At 38.1% G+C, this 21,503-nt stretch carries 20 protein-coding genes; 8 read left to right on the top strand and 12 right to left on the bottom strand.

All coding sequences use genetic code 11. The features are described from left to right. The first annotated feature begins 229 nt into the window (after positions 1-229). Positions 230-769 (top strand): methyltransferase, encoded by a 540-nt coding sequence (locus H4J67_RS08800; protein WP_182175696.1) that lies wholly within the window; start codon positions 230-232, stop codon positions 767-769. A 183-nt stretch (positions 770-952) separates the two neighbouring features. Further along, positions 953-1,402 (top strand): hypothetical protein, encoded by a 450-nt coding sequence (locus H4J67_RS08795; protein WP_182175697.1) that lies wholly within the window; start codon positions 953-955, stop codon positions 1,400-1,402. Between the two features lie 504 nt (positions 1,403-1,906). Here H4J67_RS08795 and H4J67_RS08790 read toward each other — a convergent pair. The 3 genes from H4J67_RS08790 to H4J67_RS08780 are packed head-to-tail and all read right to left on the bottom strand — an operon-like array spanning position 1,907 to position 4,309. Next, entirely contained in the window at positions 1,907-2,896 is a 990-nt protein-coding gene (locus H4J67_RS08790) for a biotin-dependent carboxyltransferase family protein (RefSeq protein ID WP_259368533.1), read from the bottom strand. After that, the gene (gene pxpB / locus H4J67_RS08785; protein WP_182175699.1) at positions 2,880-3,584 is read right to left on the bottom strand and encodes a 5-oxoprolinase subunit PxpB; all 705 of its coding nucleotides are present in this window, start codon (positions 3,582-3,584) and stop codon (positions 2,880-2,882) included. The genes H4J67_RS08790 and pxpB overlap by 17 nt, the downstream gene beginning before the upstream one ends. Continuing rightward, a complete protein-coding gene (locus tag H4J67_RS08780; RefSeq protein ID WP_182175700.1) occupies positions 3,584-4,309 on the bottom strand; it encodes a 5-oxoprolinase subunit PxpA in 726 nt (241 codons plus the stop codon). The genes pxpB and H4J67_RS08780 overlap by 1 nt, the downstream gene beginning before the upstream one ends. A 767-nt stretch (positions 4,310-5,076) precedes the next feature. Here H4J67_RS08780 and H4J67_RS08775 point away from each other — a divergent pair. Further along, the gene (locus H4J67_RS08775; RefSeq protein ID WP_182175701.1) at positions 5,077-5,850 is read left to right on the top strand and encodes an ABC transporter substrate-binding protein; all 774 of its coding nucleotides are present in this window, start codon (positions 5,077-5,079) and stop codon (positions 5,848-5,850) included. Positions 5,851-5,875: 25 nt separating this feature from the next. On the opposite strand, the gene H4J67_RS08770 is transcribed toward H4J67_RS08775, so the two are convergent. Genes H4J67_RS08770 through H4J67_RS08755 form a run of 4 tightly spaced genes read right to left on the bottom strand, consistent with a single transcriptional unit; the run spans position 5,876 to position 12,694 of the window. After that, positions 5,876-6,904 (bottom strand): zinc-binding dehydrogenase, encoded by a 1,029-nt coding sequence (locus tag H4J67_RS08770; protein WP_182175702.1) that lies wholly within the window; start codon positions 6,902-6,904, stop codon positions 5,876-5,878. A 15-nt stretch (positions 6,905-6,919) separates the two neighbouring features. Continuing rightward, entirely contained in the window at positions 6,920-8,356 is a 1,437-nt protein-coding gene (locus H4J67_RS08765; RefSeq protein ID WP_182175703.1) for a TolC family protein, read from the bottom strand. A gap of 3 nt (positions 8,357-8,359) precedes the next feature. Beyond that, positions 8,360-11,503, bottom strand: a complete 3,144-nt coding sequence (locus H4J67_RS08760) for an efflux RND transporter permease subunit (protein ID WP_182175704.1) — start codon at positions 11,501-11,503, stop codon at positions 8,360-8,362. Between the two features lie 9 nt (positions 11,504-11,512). Then, on the bottom strand, positions 11,513-12,694 hold the full coding sequence (locus tag H4J67_RS08755) for an efflux RND transporter periplasmic adaptor subunit (RefSeq protein WP_182175705.1): 1,182 nt from the start codon (positions 12,692-12,694) through the stop codon (positions 11,513-11,515). A gap of 119 nt (positions 12,695-12,813) precedes the next feature. Here H4J67_RS08755 and H4J67_RS08750 point away from each other — a divergent pair, with 119 nt between their 5' ends. After that, a complete protein-coding gene (locus H4J67_RS08750; protein ID WP_182175706.1) occupies positions 12,814-13,758 on the top strand; it encodes a LysR family transcriptional regulator in 945 nt (314 codons plus the stop codon). A 23-nt stretch (positions 13,759-13,781) separates the two neighbouring features. On the opposite strand, the gene H4J67_RS08745 is transcribed toward H4J67_RS08750, so the two are convergent. Both H4J67_RS08745 and H4J67_RS08740 read right to left on the bottom strand, forming a co-directional pair. Continuing rightward, a complete protein-coding gene (locus H4J67_RS08745) occupies positions 13,782-14,474 on the bottom strand; it encodes a cupin domain-containing protein (protein ID WP_182203506.1) in 693 nt (230 codons plus the stop codon). A gap of 88 nt (positions 14,475-14,562) precedes the next feature. Continuing rightward, positions 14,563-15,180 carry a glutathione S-transferase gene (locus tag H4J67_RS08740; RefSeq protein ID WP_182203505.1) on the bottom strand — a complete coding sequence of 206 codons (618 nt, stop codon included), beginning with the start codon at positions 15,178-15,180 and terminating at the stop codon, positions 14,563-14,565. Between the two features lie 184 nt (positions 15,181-15,364). On the opposite strand from H4J67_RS08740, the gene H4J67_RS08735 reads away from it, so the two are divergent. The 3 genes from H4J67_RS08735 (at position 15,365) to H4J67_RS08725 (ending at position 17,371) form a co-directional block, all read left to right on the top strand. Continuing rightward, entirely contained in the window at positions 15,365-16,477 is a 1,113-nt protein-coding gene (locus tag H4J67_RS08735) for an FAD-dependent oxidoreductase (RefSeq protein ID WP_182175709.1), read from the top strand. A gap of 12 nt (positions 16,478-16,489) precedes the next feature. Beyond that, entirely contained in the window at positions 16,490-16,741 is a 252-nt protein-coding gene (locus H4J67_RS08730; RefSeq protein WP_182203504.1) for a glutathione S-transferase N-terminal domain-containing protein, read from the top strand. Between the two features lie 87 nt (positions 16,742-16,828). Continuing rightward, the gene (locus tag H4J67_RS08725; RefSeq protein ID WP_182203503.1) at positions 16,829-17,371 is read left to right on the top strand and encodes a TetR/AcrR family transcriptional regulator; all 543 of its coding nucleotides are present in this window, start codon (positions 16,829-16,831) and stop codon (positions 17,369-17,371) included. 188 nt (positions 17,372-17,559) lie between these two features. Here H4J67_RS08725 and H4J67_RS08720 read toward each other — a convergent pair whose 3' ends face one another. From H4J67_RS08720 to H4J67_RS08710, 3 genes are read right to left on the bottom strand one after another with little or no spacing between them, the layout of a single operon-like run. After that, positions 17,560-18,546, bottom strand: coding sequence for a tetratricopeptide repeat protein (locus H4J67_RS08720; protein WP_182203502.1), 987 nt, complete (start codon positions 18,544-18,546; stop codon positions 17,560-17,562). 1 nt (position 18,547) lies between these two features. After that, complete coding sequence (locus H4J67_RS08715) at positions 18,548-19,255, bottom strand: phage tail protein (RefSeq protein ID WP_220471627.1); 708 nt, start codon at positions 19,253-19,255, stop codon at positions 18,548-18,550. A 28-nt stretch (positions 19,256-19,283) separates the two neighbouring features. Continuing rightward, positions 19,284-20,111, bottom strand: a complete 828-nt coding sequence (locus tag H4J67_RS08710; RefSeq protein ID WP_182203500.1) for a PEP-CTERM sorting domain-containing protein — start codon at positions 20,109-20,111, stop codon at positions 19,284-19,286. A gap of 434 nt (positions 20,112-20,545) precedes the next feature. Between H4J67_RS08710 and H4J67_RS08705 the strand changes: the two genes are divergently transcribed. Then, positions 20,546-21,397 (top strand): DUF6279 family lipoprotein, encoded by an 852-nt coding sequence (locus H4J67_RS08705; RefSeq protein ID WP_182203499.1) that lies wholly within the window; start codon positions 20,546-20,548, stop codon positions 21,395-21,397. Positions 21,398-21,503: the final 106 nt, after the last annotated feature.

Below are 21,503 nucleotides of genomic sequence, written 5' to 3'. Positions count from 1 at the left end.
TTTAAAAGCTGGTATTTTGTGTTTAATAATATTTTTTATTGAGACTTAGTTGATGTAATATGCTGAAAAGCCTAAGCTATTCTTATCGAGAGTATCAATTTTTAAGAAGGGATAGAATGTCTTGTTAATTTTCATTAAAGGTAAAATGAAGTGTTTTATTTTTCCGCTTATTGCGGTGTTAGATGTAAGCGAAATCATCAGCGTTCAACTGTTTTAGGCTATTGTTAACATGGATTTTTTTTCTCTAATACTTCTTATTATTGTTATTCTCATGGTCTTATCCATCGTTTGGAGTACGCTGAAAACGGGGATTTCCCCTATGATGAGTTCAAGCAAAGCGTGCAAAACCATGCTTGCTGAAATAGATACCCATGAAAAAGGACCTTTAATTGATCTAGGCTCTGGTTGGGGTACGCTGGTTATAGCTGTTGCCCAGAAATACCCCAATCAGCAAGTTATCGGCTACGAGTTATCTTGGTTTCCGTGGTTGGTTTCAAAAATTTTGAAACACAGTTTACGTTTAGATAACCTTACTCTCTTTCGTAAAGACTTTAAAAACGCTGATCTCAGTACTGCCTCGACCCTAGTTTGTTACCTCTTTCCTGAAGGCATGGTCGCTCTTCAAGAAAAGTTAGTAGATGAAGTCTTTAATAAGGTTACTATTGTGAGTAACACCTTCGCCTTACCTTTATGTCAACCAACAAGAGTCATCAGGCTTAGAGATTTCTACCAAACACCTATTTACGTATATCATTGGCAACCAAAGTGAGCTTTGGCTTTATTAAGGCGTAATGACGACATTCTAAATTTCAGTATACAGCTGATAAGCCATCCAAGAGTGAAAATTAATAGTTTGCTGTTTTCATTTTGTTCAACATTTTAGCAAGCTGATAATCTCTCCTTATTGGAGCGTAGTTAAATAGTATGGGTGTGTTTCACCCTTGGAGAATAAATGAAAAATGGATTTATGGGCGTTTTTGACATGGCATCAGTAGCAAAGATTTTAGTTCTTTGTATTCTAAGTATTGGCTCATATTTAATATATAAGCTCTACCTGTTTTCTAAGCAAATTAATAAACATACAGCGTTTAAAATATCTAAAACCTTTATTTTTATCACTATATTTTTATACATTATTTCATTTGGCACCCTAATTCACGCACTAGCAAACTGGCAAGAACCCGGTATTTTAAATCTCACCTTAGGTTTTCATGTTATCTCATCTATTTTCGATATCATCTGGATGATTATGGTGCGTAATCGTATTAATCTAATTGCAGGCGCTAATAAAGGAGACAAACTTTGGTTAAACCCCTTTATTACGTCTTTGTTACATGTGGTTTATATGCAACATAAAATAAATCAAGGCTTGGCTAAAACGGCTACTGTCTATCAATGTTGAAGTGCGTCCAAATATGAAAGCCCAAATAGCGATACAAATAAAAATCAACTGTAGAACTAGACGAGTTAATATCTGCAGTTGAAGTACTAATAAACGTAGGCTTCTCCATTATTATTAGTGTGATATTGTTTTTATTAGCTATTATTCTAATTTTTATAGATATAATGAAACACAGTTATAATAAGTTTTTAAATTAATAAGGGCAGTTAATGGGTCTAGGTGTTAAAAAGTTAGCAGAAGATGATTGTTATTTTACCAGTAAAATCGTTTTATTCGGCGTTGTTATACTATGTGCACTTTTTAGGCTTGGTCTAAGTCTATTGGTTAGTTTAGTTCTACTTGAGCCATCAACAGGGCAGTTGACTCATTTATTAAGTTCTATCATTTTTCCTGTACTCGCTTCTGGTTATGTTTTGCATTATCACTATAAGCAGGTATTTACTAGCGCTAAGTAATACAACCATAGCTTCAAACTGAACCAATAGCTTATTTGTGTGACTTATATTAATCACAGACGCTAACTTGGGTTTGTTCAAATAAGCTTAAATCTTCGAGGATAAGTTCACGTGCCTTTTCCATCGTAATAGGCGCAAAGCGTACTTTACCGCCTTGAGATAACTGACCTAATTTGGCGGTATCAAGGGATATAACGGCACCGATTTTAGGATAGCCACCAATTGTTTGACGATCATTCATTAATACTATTGGTTGGCCATCGCTAGGAATTTGCACGGCACCATGACAAATACCCTCTGATAAGATGCCGTTAATATCAGAGACAATTTTTTGACCTTCTAAACGATAACCCATCCGATCAAAGCTTTTACCAACGCTATATTCACTTGAAAAAAACAATTTTTGCTGTTCTGTACAAAAATGATGTTGCTGATAACTAGGAATAATACGCAGCAGTACTTCTTGGCTATATTTAGGTTGGTCTTCTATAGATAAACTAACTAATTGAGAATCTTTTGTTGCTACACAAGGGAGTATATCGTTCGCGGCTAATTTTTTGCCCTTTAATCCCCCGATACCTTCACGGCAAACGGTTGCAGTGCTGCCAAAACTGGGTGTTATATTAAAACCACCAGCAACAGCAAAATAACTTCGCATACCAAGGTTAGTAAAACCTAGTTCGATTAAGTCACCGGCTTTCACCTGATAACTGCGCCATAACGTTTTTACTTGACCGTTAATGGTTAATGGCATGTCAGCGCCTGTTACGGCAATAACAGCATCTACTTGTGCAATGATGGCAAAACCACCAACACTCACTTCAATAGCACTAACATTAAGGGCATTATTACATAAGCGGTTTGCCCAGTGAAAAGCCAGCTTATCAATCGGACCACCATTGGTTAAACCGACATTAAAAGCACCATAACGACCCTCATCTTGAACAAGACTTAACATGCCTGGTCGTTTAACAATAAAACCTAAGTTTATTGCCGGTCTTCTTAAAGAAGCTTTACTTTGACTAATCATATGTTGCATCTAATACACCACCTAGTGCAAAAAATTCATCTTTGGAAATCGCTTTAAATTTAACCCTATCACCTACTTGAACGGGCATTGTTGGCGCTTTATTGGCGTTAAAAATTTCAATAGGGCAAAGACCAATAATATTCCAACCGCCAGGAGAAGTACTTGGATAAACAGCTGTTTGCCTGTCAGCAATACCAACAGCCCCTTTAGGCACTTTTATACGAGGAGTGCTTAATCTAGGCATCGCAATACGCTGATTAACTTCGCCTAAATAAGCAAAGCCCGGCGCAAAGCCAATAGCATAAACGTTATATTCTTGTTGCTGATGTAGGGTAATTATTTGCTCTATGGTTAAGTCTTTAGATTTAGCGATAGCCGCTAAATCGGGTCCTGACTCGCTCGAATAATAAACAGGTAATTCGATGAGTGCCCCTTGATTATTATTAATTATTGGTGAGTTTATTAATAGCTTTTGCAATTTGTTAGTGATCTGATGATGGTCGATATTGTGTAAATTAAACATCACTAATATTGAAGCATAAGATGGTATTAAATCAATAATATCATTGCTCATCTCTTGCCTGATCAGCCATTGTGCTTGCTGTACTTTTGCGGCAACTTCATCATTAACGGGTTGGTCAAAATAAAGGATCAAGCTGTTTTCACCGGCAATTTCTATTTTAAATGTTGCTGACATTAACGAATAAGCTCCCTAATAGTGGCTATTGCTTCTACACCCTCGAGGTTGTCACCGTGCACACACAAGCTGTCTACTTCTAAAGGTAAGCGCTTACCATTAATAGTGATGACACTGCTTTGCTCTTTTAACAGTTTAACTTGTGCGATCATTTTTTCTCTATTATGCACCGCACCTGTTATGTTGCGTGATAACAAGCTGCCATCATCGTTGTAGCATCTGTCAGCAAAGGCTTCAGTGAGTATTTCTACGTTAAATTTTTCTGCTTGAGCGCGATGTTTTTTAATATTTGAGCTTGCTTGTATCATTAGCTTAAGTGGTTTGTGATATTGGGCTATGGCTGAAAGTATCGCCTCGCGCACTTCAATATTAGTCATCATGTCGTTATATAGTGCACCATGAGGTTTTACATAGCTAAGCTCAATATCTAAAGACTGAGCAACGCCATCAATAGCCGCCACCTGATATAAAACTAACGCAATAATTTCTTCTGTGGAGCACTTCATTGAGCGACGACCAAAACCAACTAAATCAGGGTAACTAGGATGAGCGCCAACACTAACGTTGTGCTGCTTAGCTAACTGTAATGTTTTTTGCATGACCAAAGGATCGCCTGCATGAAAGCCACAAGCTATATTTGCCTGGTCAATGTACTGCATTACTTTTGCGTCTGAGCCCATATTCCAAGAGCCAAAACTTTCGCCGAGATCGCAATTTAACTTCATTTCATTTCCTAAAATATTACCGTATATGCAGTGAAGAATTATGATTACTTTAACGATACTCTGACCAAGCATCGTTATTTTAAATCTTTAGCATGCTATTAAGTGACAAAGATTAGCCAGCATCTTACTAAATTTTAGGTGTATAAGGCTAATAGTATCTAAATAAGAGAGGCTAGATTACTTAAATCAAATGGCTGAGATAAATATAAAAAGATGTTAATGATACTTTTGGGAGTGTACAACAATAAAATCAATGCAATAAGACACTTGCCAGTTTAATAAATAATCATTTTAGTGTACTTATTGATCCTACATAACCTATTTTCGCAAGTAATAAGATAAAATGTTACCTGTATATTTCCTTGCATGTGTTAATGTCATTATTTTAGACTTTACCGGCAGTTATGGTCTGTAGTCCTGTTAAGGCAAAGACTTGATTTAATGCTAGGTTTTCAAATAGGTAGTTGCCACTGACATGATAAAATAACGGGGTGTATTGATCACAATCACGGGATGAATGGCCAGTTGTTTGACGAGCGACTTTACATTAGCAATGCCTGTAAAGTATAAATTGGTATTGTTACCTTTGACCCTAGTAACAAGTAATCGGTCGTTTCTGTTAAAGTTAAAGTTAAAAATAAGCTAATCTTTAACAAGCTAATAGCTGACTATTGTTATAATTATTAATATACCAATAGATCTACTTACATTCTTATGGGGTTTTAGCTAATTTCACCGTTGAAATTAGGTAAAAACGATGGTGCTAAATGCCGTATAAATATATATTATTGATTGTTTTTTCATGGTCACTGCAAGTTGGGGCAAATGACACCATAAACATTGCTTCAGACGAATGGTGTCCTTACATTTGTAATGAAGATGATAAGCCAGGTATATTAATTGAAATCATCAATGAAATTGCTGAAGCTCAAGGCTATGATGTTAACTTTACCCTTATGCCGCTGGCTCGTTCATTAAGGCTTCTTCAACAATCAAAATTAGACATGGTCCTCGCTTTAACAAAAGAACACATTGAAGCTTTTGATTTAAGGCAAAGCCAACAAGTTTATGGCGGCTTGTATAATGACTTTTATGTGAGTAACGAAACTCAATGGAAATTTTCTACCATAGAGAACCTTAAAAACTTCATTGAACAGGGCAATATTCTTGGGCTTATTAATGGCTATGAATACGGCAGTGCAGTGAGTCGCCTAAAAGAAACCTCAGGCGAATTTATATTTTTAGCCTCGGGAGATAAGCCGTTATCCAGTGCTTTAAAAATGCTCAGTAAGCAGCGTATAACTGTGCTGCTTGATTCGCGTTTTAATGTTGAATATGAAATTCAGGATAAAAAAATCACTAACTTACAATATGCCGGTACCCAAGGGAAATTTGTTCCTCTTTATATCGGCTTTGCGCCTGACACTACCCTTAACTATATTAGTGCCTTTGATAAAGGCTTAATAAAACTAAGAAAAAAAGGACAATTGTCAAAAATATTGCAGCGTTATGGTATTTCAGATTGGCACTCAAAAAAGTAGCCACCCAAGGGGCTAAATAAAATCCTCAGGCAAATATTTTTACCACTTGTTTACCGGTAAAACCTCCATCAACTTGAATGTGCAGGGCACGAGAAACCTGCTGTGCGTTAAATTCAATTAAAGTAATATCAGGCGTTTGAATACTGCCTTTTGCTAGTGCATCAAGTAATTGATTACTCTTAAAACTCATTTTTTGTTGTGCGCACAAGCTATTGGCTAACCACGCACCAGCAAGTGATACTATGCCGATATTGGGCGCTTTTCTAAACATGAGCTCTTGGTCAATGTTAGGCAAGGGACGCAAGCAAGCAATACGACCACAAAACCTCATTAGCTCAATATTACGCATTGTTGAGTCACCACCAACAGAGTCAAGTACGGCATCAAAACCTTGAGGTCCTAATGCTAGGCGAATTTTTTGACAAAGTTTTTTATCGTGGTAATCAAATATTGCATCAGCACCGAGTTTCTTTACTAATTTATGATTATGCTTAGCAGCCGTGGTAAACACATCTGCACCACGTTCCTTGGCAAACTGAATAGCAAATTGCCCAACAGCACCTGCACCAGCCTCAATTAAAATAGTATCACCTTGTACTACTTGTAATTTATCTAAAGCAATTAAAGCCGTCATACCGGCACAAGGAAGTGTTGCCGCTTCACTTGCTGTAACATTTTTTGGCACAATAGAAACGGCAAAGTTAGGGACTTTAGCGTACTCACTTAGCACGCCTTGTTGTCCAATATTGGCATGCCACATAACGCGGTCGCCAATATTAGGAAACAGGCCTTTTTTAGCTTGAACGACAATGCCAACTGCATCTAAACCAAGAATATGAGGATATTGCCATTGAGAAAATCCACTTTTAGCGAAATGAGCATCAATAGGATTGAGACCTACATATTCAACCTTAACTAACAGCTCGTGTTCATCGCACTCAGGTAACGGCAATTGCACGTCAGATAAATGGATTTTTTCGTTTGCCTTTTCAAGCACTATAGCTCGCATAGAAGTAGGTTGGTCAATGTTGGGCAATATCTCAGTAGTTAGCATAAAAAAACTCAAACTTTACAAGGTGATTAAACCGTAACTCCACCGACCATTAAAAGCCTGATAGGCACTTACTTTGGCCAGAGATGAAGAAATGGTCGCGTTTACTGCATTTTCTTGGGCTATTAAAACATCCTGCCGCGCATCTAACAACTCTAAGTAAGGAATTTGCCCCTCTTGATACATAGCGTTAGCTTGCATAAAAGCTTGATGAGCAAATTGAAAACGTTTATCTGCAAAGCGTTTTTGTTCAAGGTGCTTTGTCAGCAATTGTAACGATAGTTCACTGTCATTAATAGCCGCTAAAACAACCTGCTGGTATTGGCTATAAGCCGCTTCACTTAAATATTGCTGAGCGTCACGTTGCGCCAATAAAGCTGGATAGCTTAATAATGACCATTGAATTTGTGGCGCGACTTGCCATTGTTGCTGGTTATTATTTAATTGACTACTGCCAAGGCTTAGCACACCAACAAAGGCACTTAAACTAATGTCAGGTAACAAGGCTTTACTTGCTGCTACACTTAACGAATTAGCTTGGCTAAATTGATATAAGGCTTGGCTAATGTCGGGGCGTAAAGCTATAGCTGAACTGGGTTGCGCTAAAGTGACCTCAAAGGGTAAGTCAAAAATCTTTTGTTCATTATTAAGCTTTATATCGCCGCTTAAACGACCGGTTAATAAGGCCAACGTAGATAAATCGTTATATAATGCATAACTTGTTTCAGGTAATAATGCTTGTTGTTGACTTAACTGAGCACGAGTGCGGTTTAAGTCAAGTTCATTAGCAATGCCTTCTTCAACCCTGGCGGAAAGAACCAAGATACTTTTTTTAAGCGCAGCAACTTGCAGACTAATAATCTCTTGCTTTTGCATATTGCCCTGATAACTAATATAACCTTTAACAACAGACGAAATCACTTCGATTTGCAAGGCGCGTAATTGTTCAGCCTGGCTCATCGCTGATGCATTGGCTGCATCAACTAACGCATTAATACGACCGAATAAATCGAGTTGCCAACTTAAGGCTAGATTAGCACTTGATTGACGACTTATGTTATCAGCTATGCTGGTGCGTTGCGCACCCATTTCAAGGCCACCTTGTGGTAGAAAATCACTCTTTTCTACCTTGAGTTTAGCTAGAGCACTTTGCAACTGTAACTGACTTGTTTTTAAGTCATGGTTATTGGTAAGTGCATCTTTAATCAATTGATTCAGTTGTACTGAGTTGAGTTGTTGCCACCAATTTATTTCGTCTTGACCGGTCAATTGTGTGGCTATTTCAGTATCAGCAATAAAAATTTTCATTAATTGTTGATGCTGTTGCTCATCAATTTTGGTGGCACATCCCGATAATAAGCTGGCGACTAAAACGACACCGACAGTTAACTTGGTTTTTAGCGGCTTAGTGCTAAATTGCTTGGCTTTTAACCGACGGGTAAGTAATTTAATCATTGGCTATTCCTCAAGCTTTTTTTGTTTAGTCTTTGTCACTAAAATATAAAATACTGGCGTAAAGAGCAGGCCAAATACTGTTACACCTATCATGCCTGAGAATACCGCATTACCCATAGCATGGCGCATTTCTGCTCCAGCACCTGTGGCAAAAACTAACGGTAGTACACCCGCTGTAAAGGCTATCGAAGTCATGAGTATTGGACGTAATCGTAGCTTACATGACTCAATAATAGCGTCAAAGTGAGATAAGCCTTGATCGTTTTGATCCTTAGCAAACTCCACCATTAAAATAGCATTTTTCGAGGCCAGGGCAACCAGAACAATTAACGCAATTTGGGTGAAAATATTATTGTCTGAACCAACGAGCCAAACACCTAACAAAGCAGAGAATATAGTCATGGGTACAATGAGAATAATGGCTAAAGGTAAACGCAAACTTTCATATTGTGCAGCTAAAACCATAAAGACTAAAAGCACCACTAGCGGAAAAACATACACCATAGTGTTGCCGGCTAATATTTGTTGGTAAGTCACTTCTGTCCATTCATAAGCAATACCTTTGGGTAGGGTATTGGCCAATATACCTTCTATTGCCGTTTGTGCTTGGTCTGAACTATAACCAGGAGCAGGGCTCCCATTAAGCTCTGCACTTGGGTAACCGTTGTAATGCATTACACGGTCTGGACCTGTTGTTGGCGTTACGGTTAAAACAGAACCTAACGGCACCATATCACCATGGCGATTGCGCACTTTGAGGTTTAATATTTGTTCAGGGTCTTGGCGAAACTCAGCTTCTGCTTGCGCTTTTACTTGATAAGTACGACCAAACATATTGAAGTCATTGACATAAACTGAGCCTAAATAGACTTGCAGGGCATTAAAGACTTCATCAAGTGGAATTCCTTGTATTAAGGCTTGTTCACGGTCGATATCTATATCCATTTGTGGAACTTGAATTCTAAAACTTGAAAACAGTCCTACCAATGCAGGGTCTTGTCTTGCTTTGTCAATAACTGCCTGTAAGCTATTAAATAACACTTCAAAGCCTTTGTTACCACGGTCTTCAATTTGTAACTTAAAGCCGCCGGTTGTACCTAAACCTTGGATTGGTGGTGGTGTAAATACCGCAACAAAAGCTTCATCTATGGCTGTAAAACGTTGGTTTAATTGCGCTGCAATTGCCATAGCTGATTTACTATCATCAGTTCGCAGAGAAAAAGCATCTAAAGGAAGAAAAACAATCGCACTATTAGGACTATTAGTAAAACCATTGATCGACAAGCCAGGAAAAGCAACAGTATGAGCAACACCTGGTATATCTAGCGCAATTTTTTCCATTTCTCTAACCACCGCATGGGTACGGTCAAGACTTGCTGCGTCAGGTAATTGAGCAATAGCGATAAGATATTGTTTATCCTGTGCTGGAATAAAGCCACCGGGCACACTGCTAAATAACTGTACGGTTCCACCCACGAGTGCGATATAGGCAACAATAACGATAACACTCATACGCATTAATTTTTTAACCAGCTTCTGATAACCATGGCTACCACGTTCAAAAACACGGTTAAAAGGCGCGAATAACCAACGGCCAAAAAGCTTATTAAGTAGGCGTGTTAATCGGTCTGGTTTACTATCGTGTGATTTTAATAACAATGCCGCCAATGCTGGCGATAACGTTAAAGAGTTAAAGGCCGATATTATCGTTGATATCGTAATAGTTAAGGCAAATTGTTTATAAAATTGCCCCGATAGGCCACTAATAAATGCCGTTGGTATAAATACCGCACTTAATACTAAGGCGATAGCGATAATAGGTCCTGTGACTTCTGTCATGGCAACGCGTGTTGCTTCTAAAGGGCTTAGCCCTTTTTCGATGTTACGCTCGACATTCTCAACGACAACAATAGCGTCATCGACGACAATACCTATTGCCAGTACTAAACCAAAGAGTGATAGGGTGTTAATTGAAACGCCAAGTAATTGCATTACCGCAAAGGTACCAATTAAAGACACGGGTACGGCAATTAACGGGATAATTGAAGCACGCCATGTTTGTAAAAATAGTATTACCACAATCACAACTAAAACAATGGCTTCAATTAAGGTCGTTATTACTGCATCGATAGAGTCACGGACAAAAATAGTGGGATCGTAAACTATGTCGTATTCGACACCAGCAGGGAAGTCTTCAGATAATAACGCCATAGTTGCCCGTACTTGATCTGATAACTCAATAGCATTAGAACCAGGTCGTTGAAAAATAGGCATAGCTAAAGCAGGTTGCCCGTCTAACATGGCACGCAAGGCATAAGTATTTTGTCCTAGGTCAACACGAGCGACATCTTTTAATCGAGTCAGCTGGCCTTGTTCACCGACTTTAATAATAACTTGTTCAAACTCTTCAATGTTATCAAGACGGCCTTTTACATTGAGTAATACTTGAAATTGACTGTCGTTAGCAGCAGGTTGAGAGCCTAAACTACCGGCAGCAACTTGTTGGTTTTGCTCACGTAATGCATTAATAACATCGGTTGCGGTTAATTCACGCGCAGCTAATGCATCTGGGTTAAGCCAAACGCGCATCGAATATTGACCACCACCAAATAATTTTATATCACCAACGCCGGGTAAGCGGGAGATTTTATCTTTAACGTAGAGATCGGCGTAGTTAGATAAATATGCGGTATCATGGCTTTCTTGGGGTGAATATAAATGTACCACCATAGCTAAATCAGGTGATGATTTTTCTGCAACCACACCCAGACGTTGCACTTCTTCTGGTAAGCGAGATAATGCACTATTAACGCTATTTTGTACTTGTACTTGCGCGCGATCTAGATCGGTTCCAAGAGCAAACGTCACCGTTAAGGTCATACGACCATCGCCAGTGGCTTGTGAAAACATGTATAGCATGTTTTCAGTGCCGTTGATTTCTTGCTCAAGTGGGGTTGCCACTGTTTGTGCAATAACCGAAGGATTTGCCCCCGGGTAATTTGCCGTAACCACCACGGTTGGTGGCACAACACCAGGGTATTCACTAACGGGTAGTTGAAAAAGTGAAAGTCCACCAGCAAGCAGAATGACAAATGACAAGACAGCTGCAAATATCGGGCGTTGTATAAAAAAATGGGAAAAATTCATGGTTAACTCTTATTCTTCTGACGTTAGTTTTGCCGTTAAACTGGCATCAGCAACAGGTGATAAAGTAAAGGCAATACCAGCACTATCAATGGTGACATTATTAGGTGCGACAGGCATGCCTGGACCTACGCGGGCAGGACCATTAACAGCAATAACATCTGTTGCTTTTAGCCCGGAAGTAATTGCCTGTAAACTGCCGTAACGCTCACCCAATTTAACCAGCTTATATTGCAAAATATTATTTTCACCAACAGTTAAAACAAAATTATTTTTTAAGTCGGTACCAATAGCGCGTGAAGGCACGATAATTTTTTCGGTAATGGCATTTGCAGCCAACTTGATGCGTGCAAAAGAGCCTGCACGGAGTTGGTTTTTCTCTTCATTAAATACCGCTCTTACCCGCAATGTGCCGGTTGCCGAATTTATTTGGTTATCAATAAAATCAATATAGCCTTGGTAAGCAAACTCACTTTGTCCTACTTTTTGCATCATGACTTTTTGCTGATCGGAGGCACTAATATTAGCAAAATCGCTATTCCAGGTGCGCTCATCAATGTCAAAGTAAGCAAACATCGCTTGGTTAGAGACAATCGTTGTTAGCACACTTTGTCCGGCGATAATGTTATTGCCTTTGGTAATGTTGGCTCGAGAAATAATACCGTCGATAGGTGAACGAATAGCGGTAAATTCTAAATCAAGTTGTGCTGCTGTTAATTGTGCTTGTAATGCAGCGAGTTGTGCTTCGCGCTGACGTAATGTTGACGTGCGAGACTCTGCTTGTTCAGTGGATATCGCTTTTCGTTGAGTTAAACGTATTGCACGTTCTTCTTCACTTTTTGCTTGATCAAATGCAGCTTTTGCACTGTTAACTTGTGCTTGAAGGCTAGCAACAATAGCTAAAAAGGGTCGATCATCTAGTTTAAACAGTAGGTCGCCCGTTTTAATTTGCTGACCCTCATCAAAAGCAATCGACTCTATTACCCCTGAAACACGTGGTTTCAAAGCAACTTGCTCAGGAGCTTCTAAGTGGGTGGTATAGGTATGCCAATTTTGTACAGATTTGACTAGCACTTCTGCCACATCAATCGACTGTAGTTGTTGCTGCTGTGTTTTTTGACTAGGCGCTTCTGAGCAACCTAATAAAGTTAAGCTTGCCATAGCAATAGCTACTGCGATTAAATGTTTATTCATAATAAGACCTCTTTTAATTTGAGCGCAATTTTACGTAACAAACCTGTTGATAAAAACCATAGATTTTGCATTTGATTAGTGCCAAAATGGCATCAATTGAATTGTGATGGTAATAAAGTATGGATACGACTAGCCGATTATTGATGTTGCTTGAAGTGGTTGAACAAGGTTCTTTTATTAAAGCGGCTGAAGTACGTAATATTGACCGTTCGGTTATTTCTAAACAGCTCAGCCGCCTTGAGGAACAATTAGGCGTTAGATTACTTAATCGCACGACACGTTCATTTTCCTTAACGGCTGCTGGCGCTGAGATGGTTAAAAAAGCAGCTGAACTTAGAGAGTTACTGGGCGAAACAGTACGAATGGCTGAAAATTATCATTTGGAGCCCCAAGGAGTCCTCAAAATAACGTCTTCTACCTTATTTGGGAAACGTTACTTACAGCCAGTCATTAACGATTTTCAAATGCGCTTTCCGCAGGTTGAAGTAGAATTGCGTTTAGATGATCGTGTTATTGATATTGTCTCAGAAGGGTTTGACCTTGCGTTTCGTATCGGTGAGCCCAAAGATTCGTCGTTAATTGCTCGTAAAATAGCGCGTAATCGTTTATTAATTTTAGCGACCCCGTCATTTATTGATAATTATGGTTTACCTCAAACTATCGAAGATTTAACGCAATTACCGGCGGCAAGTTACGCTAGCACCTCATTTAAAGTCGAAGGTGTTCGCTACTATGATAAAAATGGTGAAGCCAAGGAACAAAAACTCAATAGTATTTTTAGGGCAAACGATGCCGAAGTTTTATTGATGAAAACATTATCAGGTAGCGCGTTTTTTGTTGCGCCAGCTTTCGTACTTGATAACGAAGTGAAAGATGGTCGTTTAGTACCTTTATTGACCGACGTTAGATTAATGGAGTATGGCGCTATCTATGCAGTATATCCACATCGTGATATACCCGTTAGAACGCGATTATTTTTTGATGCGGTTCGTGAGTATCTAGGAAAAGAAATACCTATTTGGGAACGGGCTATTCCTAACTTTGAACAGTTATATACCATGTAGATATTTGTCTGTGCTATTAAATATTAACCCGCCAATTTTACTCGTTTTATTTGCTTGTTTACCTCAGTTAAATTACCTGTCTTAAGCCAAATTCTTGCGCCAGCACTACCAGCGGTTACCTTTAAGGTATCGCCTAATGGTAAACGTACCCAACTATGCTTTTGTAATAAATCACTGGGTGTTTGTAACTCCCCTGATAACACTAAAACTTCAGCCCCTTGAGTCGCGACAATATTCATTACTGCGCTCGGTTCAAAAGATAAAATAGCGACTTCTTCGATAGTATCTTGGTGTAGTGGGATAATTGAAACGCCTAGTATTTCTGTCGGTGTTGCAGGCATTTGCTGTGTTTGTAAACAAACATGGCTTCTATCTTCTGGCTGAAATTGCCAAAGTTTTACAAAAATAATACAGCCTTCATCAGAACGAGGTGTATGAGACGATTGTGGTGGGTTTCTAATGTATGTGCCGACAGGGTAGTCGCCGTGTTCATCTTGAAATACACCTTCAAGTACAATAAATTCTTCACCACCGGTGTGAACGTGGGCAGAAAACTTACTCCCTTTTGCATATCTTACTATTGATGTTGCTCTGGCCACTTCTCCGCCTATTCGGTCTAACGGTCTTCTGTCTACGCCAGGCATAGGTGAAACTAACCATGCTAATGAGGTACTGTGCACGATAGCTCTTTGTTCAAAGTTAGCTAAAATTTCCATAATCAATCCTATTTTAAAACAGTAAGGGTGAAAGTGAGCCATTTTACATTTAGTAAAAACCTTCATGTAAAATGACTCACAGTCATTTTTATTTAACGCTTGGACGTTCAGCAACCTTAGCACGCCAATTGAGTAAATGTGTGTATTCATCGGGTACGGCTATTTTTGCAAAGTCAGCAAAACCAAGACCGGCAAACAGGGTAATATCAGCGACAGTAAAAGCTTCACCTGCGACATAAGTCTGGTTGCTTAAAACAGTGTTAAAGTATTTAAAACCAGCAAGTGCTTTCTCGGCTTGTTTCTTACCCCATTCTTTATTTTGATATGTTTCAAGTTCAGGTCCTAGGCCGTCGGTAGCATGATGAAAATAAGTAGCGACAGCATCAAGTACCATTAATTCAGCTCTTCGTTGCATCATGCTAATAACGGCACGCGATTTTGCCGTTGACCCTGTTAACGATATCCCCTCAAAAGTGTGGTCGATATATTCAATAATAGCAGAACATTCAGCGATGTAAGTTCCATCATCTAATGCCAATACGGGTACGCTGGCTAAGGGGTTCATAGCGATGAAAGCGTCACTTCGATGTTCTTTGTTCATCACATCAACAGCAATAAAAGTGACCTTGTCAGAGGCGTTTTTCTCTGCTAACGCCATGCGGACACGCAATGGGTTAGGAAAACCTTCTACATCATATATTTTCATTTTATATTTCCAATTAATTTAGTTATCGTTGTTTACTTGACTACCTACTGGTAGGTAGTTTGCGTATTTTTAATTATATTGTCAAATTTTATTTAAAACTCAAGTCTCCTAAAAATTAAAGTTGCTTTTACAGGTCGAGCTAGTTAATATTTATCTATCAGTAGATAGTTTTTAAAGTTTACATATGAATAATAAACGTGTGATTATTGTCGGTGGGGGATTAGCGGGTTTATATACCGCTTATCAACTAGAACAGTTGAATATTCCTTATCTTCTTTTTGAAGCAAAAGATGTTTTTGGTGGCCGTATATATAGCGAGCAACCGAAAGTGTATGATGAAAATGAACCATTACATGATTTAGGTCCGACGTGGATATTTCCGCATCATCACCAGATGAAAGCATTAGTGGCTGACTTGCAAACACATTTGTTTGACCAACATATTGAAGGTGCTGTTGTTTATCATGCGGATCAGCATACTCAGCCACAAATTATTGAAAATGGTCAAGGGCCACTTTTACATCGTTTAGCTGGCGGATTATACAAGCTCATTTTAGCTTTACAGGCTAAGCTATCTAAAGATAACTATCAGCTTAGTTGTCAAGTCGAGCAATTAACAAAAGTCCACGATAGCTGGCAAGTGGCAGTAAAAAATATTAAAGATGACTCGACATCTGTTTTTGAAACCGACCATTTAGTTTTAGCTTTACCACCGCGGATCATTAATGAATTTTTAACACCCGTTTATTGGGCAAGTAAAGCTTTAACCGCAGCCCTTGTCGCTGTGCCTACTTGGATGGCAAGCCAAGCTAAGTTTATTGCAACTTATGAAGAAGCTTTTTGGCGAACAAAAGGCTTAGCAGGGCAAGCCTTTAGCCGTGTTGGACCTATGATAGAAATTCATGATGCTTCGGCACAAGTACAGCAAGGTTTCGCTTTATTTGGTTTTATTGGGCTTTCTTCAAAAGCGATAGAAAGCTTATCTGTAGAACGGGTTAAAGCTTTGTGTATTAATCAACTGAGCTTATTATTTGGTGATGAGGCCCAGCAATACTCACAGTGTTATTTAAAAAGCTGGGGTAATGATCATTATGTTGCCGTTGAAAAAGACAGAGTGGAGCCACCAAATCATCCTTATTTTAATATGAAGGGGTTTGCTGGCGAATTATCCTCATTAAATTTATATTTAGCCGGTAGCGAATTTGCTCAGCAAGAAGCCGGTTACCTTGAAGGCGCATTATTTGCCGCAAATACAACCATTAGGTCATTAAAAAAAGAATTTAATGACCTTAACTAGAGAGAAAATATAATGAGTAAAAGTTCTTATGCTTTATATTACAAAGTTCATTGTCCATATTGCCGACAAGTCATTGCCGCAATGAAAAATAGCAATGTAGCCCTTGAATTATGTGATACAGAGAAAAATTTAGCCTTTAACAAGGAATTAATTCAAAAAGGAGGAAAGAAACAGGTACCTTGTTTAAAAGTCATTGAAAATGGGCAAGAATCTTGGCTGTATGAGTCTGGAGATATTATTAAGTATTTGAATAAAATAACGTAGTCATTGATAATAGATGAAACTACAGATTAGTCGTAATAGCAGTAAAAATCTATATGATTTACGTAACCCTTCGAATAGCATTTATTTATGAATAAAAAATCTCAAATACTCAAATTAGCTGAAAATAAAGTAAGATCTGGTGGCTATGGTAATTTTAGCTTTAGGGAACTGGCTGATGAAATTGGCATTAAAAGTTCAAGTGTTCATTACTATTTTCGTACAAAAGCTGATTTAGGTGCCGCACTAGCACACCAGTACGTAGATGAGTTTTTAGCGTTATTAAATGCTGAAAAAGCAAAGTTAAAGGGCCGTAGTGCGATTAACCTCTATATTAATGCTTTTAAAACGGCATTAGAAAAAGACAATCAAATGTGTTTATGTGGCCTGTTAGGCGCACAGTCTGATGCACTGCCAGAGCAAGTCAACATAGAAATAAAACGCTTTTTTGAATTAAATATAAACTGGTTACAAACAGTGTATATAGACGAAAAAGGTTTAGCAGTAGACATTGCCAAAACTAAAGCTATTCAATTATTAGCCACTTTAGAAGGGATGATGATTTTAGCAAAAGTGTTAGACGATACAACGGCTTTTGACAGCCTTAATAATTATATCAATGAGGGCATTTAATCGAGTCTATTGATAATAGTGTTTCTTGCCACTCATCATATTTAGCTAATCACTTCTTTACTTCAAAGTGCAGAAAAAGAGTAAATATAATGAGTGGAACATAGTTAAGGAGGTTATTAAAAAAGTCTAAAAAAGCCATTGAATATAGGGGAATTTTTATAACACTCTTTTTATCGTGGTAACAACGGCTAAGGGACTGCCAAATGGCTAACACTCTTTTCATCTAAACTTGCTTGCCACGTTTCTGGCATTTCCTCCATAATTCGCACTAATAATTGCTTAGCCACTGCTTTATCTTTTAATCGCTCTGATGAGTTTGACCATATTGTTGCCCATAAATAGCTTTTTGCTAAAAGCTTATCTTTATTGATTTTTGCTTTGGTAAACACTTGCCAATATAATAAAGCGGTTGGCATATAAGCTTTTTTATATTTTCCTAATGCCGCGATTTCATACCAGTGCAAAGCCTCTTTTTCGTCGACATTCATGCCAATTCCTTGATCATAAAATTTTGCTAAAAGATAAGCTGAACCGGGCGATTTTTCACTTACAACACGCTGTAGCCAGTTAAACGCTTGTTGATAATCTTGTGGAAAATATTGACCATAAAAGTACCACTGAGCAAGCTTGTTTTGTGCACTAATTGAGCCTTGCTGGGCTGCGTTAAGGCAAAGCCGTTGTCCAGCCATTAAATCAACGTTAACACCATCACCGGAAAGTAATAATTCGCCAGCCTGACATCCTCCCGACGGTATTCCTTGTTCAAACGCTTTTAGAAACCAATGGTAAGCCAATTTTTTATTTTGCTTAACCCCCTGTCCTTCAAAGAAGCACTGTCCCAATGATTGCATAGCGCCTGGTATATTATTTTTTGCTGCTTTTTGATACCACTGACAGGCGGTTGAACGGCTGGGAGTGATTCCCCAACCTAGATCGTAAAATAATGCGACAGTAAATTGCGCAAGACCATTTTCTAAATTAGCTTGTGCTTTAAAGGCTATTAATGCGTCTTTATATTGCTGCTTTGCCAGTAATGCTTGGGCATCATGTAATGGGTCTGCCCAATCATCAACATTTTTGGCAAAAACAGGTGGTTTGAAGAGTATGAGTATAATAATAACAAGGCCGATAGTTAATCGACCTTGAATTATTTGACTTTTAAATGATTCAGCCATATTAATTACGCGACGGGTAAATACCTTGAAGGGAAATTAACCAGGTTAATGGGAGGTAAGGTCCACGAATATTAAAAGCTTGATTACCACCATTAGGATTAACCACTGTAGTTGATGTGGAACTTACATCAACACTTAAGTCTAAAATAATCGCATCAGCCCTCATATCGACATTAGGAGCACCATTACTGTATATATTTTCCCTATTTGGACTATTTGATAAAACCGCATTCGTAGGTGAATTAGTCCTACTACTTGATGCTAATGCACGTAACGCAATTGTTGTCGCACTTGTATCGACAACATTGTTGGTTGTGGTTGTAGCTATATGATTATGCGATGGCATTTGTGAAGTAATTAAGGTGTGGGTTTCTGACCCACCCCTTTGTCCTAAACGGTAATAACCAAGTCCGGGTCCTTGGCCCTGACCAATAGGAGAGCGACCACGTAAATCGGGTAAGGCAAAAGTTCTTCGTCCATCGCCACCAAAGGTTGTGCCAAGAATAGAAAATAACGCGGTATTACTTGAAATAGCCAGTAATTGCCCTTCAGCTTTTGCCCAACCTCGAATGGTAAAATTACCACCAAAAGCGCACATTCCAGCCAAATATGGTTGAGCAGAGCAGGCTAATGCTTTCATCGGCATCGTGATAGCCGTGAGACTAAATCCTAAAATACAGCTTAATTTTATTATTTTTATAATGTTCATTTCTATTGTCCTTAATTATTAAAAATCATTAATTATTTATTTTGCGCTTTACTTGTAATAGTGCCATCGCAATAAAAAACAGTATGAATGTACTAGGCTCTGGCACTTGTGATGGTGGTTGTGTGTTAGTTAAGTTGTCTGCACCAACAATACTAATAAAGGCACTGGTGCGTGCATTAAAAATAGAGCTATTGTCGAAAGCTTTACCATCCATTTTTAATAATGCGGAGAAGTTATCTGAGGCACCTGCCGCCAACGTAATATCAAAAAGGAATGTGCCATTATCAGATAGTGCTGCCCCACTAGTCGGTAAATCTGTACCATTTTTGCTGTCATTATAAAAAGTATCTGAGGTTAAATCAGAGGCGAATAATTCAGGGATTAAAGTATTTAAAAGGTTGATTTCAGCATCAATATAAGCATCAGGCCCGTCTGCATCAGCAAAGTTTAAAAATGCTAATTCAAAAAATATTTGATAAGTATCAGTAGCTGAACTATTAAATAAGGAAAACCCCATATCAAAGATAAAATCAGGAACTTCACTTATTGCACCCGCAGTAGAAGACCCAATAGCACTAACACCAACGCCATCTCCAAAATCAGTGAATGTTCCTGTTAAAGGGTTGGCACCTGTTGGCGTGAGGTTAGCAATGGAGGTAAGTGTCGTGCCGCCACCAATAACAAGTGACATATCGGCATTTTGACTGGCGTTACCTGTGGTAGAAGCTGAATAAGTGGTATCGAGTTCAGCGTTACCGGTAATAGAGATATCTAGCGGAATTAACCCTGCAGTAACTGTTGGTGCAATTAAACTAAAAGCACATAGAATAGAACAAAACCTGAGAACTTTACGCATCCGTGTAATCCTTTTTTAAGTGGTTGGTGAGTCATGTGCAAGGTTGAAACCACTTTGTTAATTTACATTTAAAACATTAACTTATGCTTTTTAGTAAAATAAATAAAAATAAAAATAAAATGTAAAAATTACTGACATATTTATACGTAAATATTATTTATAAATTCTCTCTAAAAATATTAACCAATAAAATAAGTATCTTCTGAACCTTCTTTGAATTTCAAACGTATTTGATGACGTATTTCTATGCTAAAAAGTCCATTAGTATGTGGACTTAACTTTTTGAAAGTATGGCCTTATAATAATGTTAAAGCAGAATTATAGCCTGACGACTCAATATGGAATGGGTTAAAAGAATCCAGGAATAATAGCTGTGAACATTAATCGTTTTTTTAAAACTAAATAAAACTAAATAAAACAAAAGGGGTTTGTATATGCCACGAATAATTAAAAATGGTTTTTTGGTGATTTTTAGTTCATTTTTGCTATCAGCCTGTAGTTTTAGTTTTTTTTATAACCACTTAGACTGGTGGAGTAATTGGTATCTTGATGATTACGTTACCTTAAGCCAAGAACAGCAACAAACATTTGATACAACATTTAATGAGCTGCATATATGGCACCGACGAACACAACTCAGTGAATATAGTCGGCAACTTATCACACTAAAAGCCCAAGTAAATCGCGGTATTACCGTAAAAGAAGTCGACGATCAGTTAGTTAATATTAAGCAGCATTGGCTTGTAGTGCGAGAGCAAGCAAAACCGGCGCTGATATCGTTAGTTCATAGCTTGAGTAGTCGCCAAAGAAAACAAGTCATCGATGAAATTGCCAGTAATAATGAAGAACGTCTCGACGACTATGATGAGTTATCTCAAGAGCAATGGCTTAACGAAACATGTATAGAACGACAAGAGCAGTTCAAAAAATGGTTGGGGAAGTTAACTGAAAACCAAAAAATTGAAGTATGCCAACTGACCAAAAGTCTAGCACCGACATTTAATCATAGAATGGATTATCGAATAAAATGGCACTCAGGTCTAAAACAGGTATTAGCCATGGGATTAGATAGACAAGAATATGAAGTGATGTTTACCGAACTTATTTCTGAACCAGAATTATTAAAGTCTGAGCAACACAAAACATTATCTAAAAATAACAGTGATACCTCTGTAAAAATATTTCATATTATGATGAACAGTCTAACAGATAAACAATTGAATCGACTAAATAATAAACTTGATGGTTTAATTGATGATTTAAAAGAACTGGCTATAAATACTTAGTAGCAGAGCTTGTTTTAAAGCCTTTATATAAGGCAGTTTTACGTTGACGTTGTTATTTCACCCCCATGCTTAATTTTAATTATCTCATCTTTGCTGTACCCACCTG

The organism is Colwellia sp. BRX10-4 (assembly GCF_014077465.1).
Classification (GTDB): domain Bacteria; phylum Pseudomonadota; class Gammaproteobacteria; order Enterobacterales; family Alteromonadaceae; genus Colwellia_A.
This window is presented reverse-complemented; position numbering and strand designations above follow the sequence as displayed.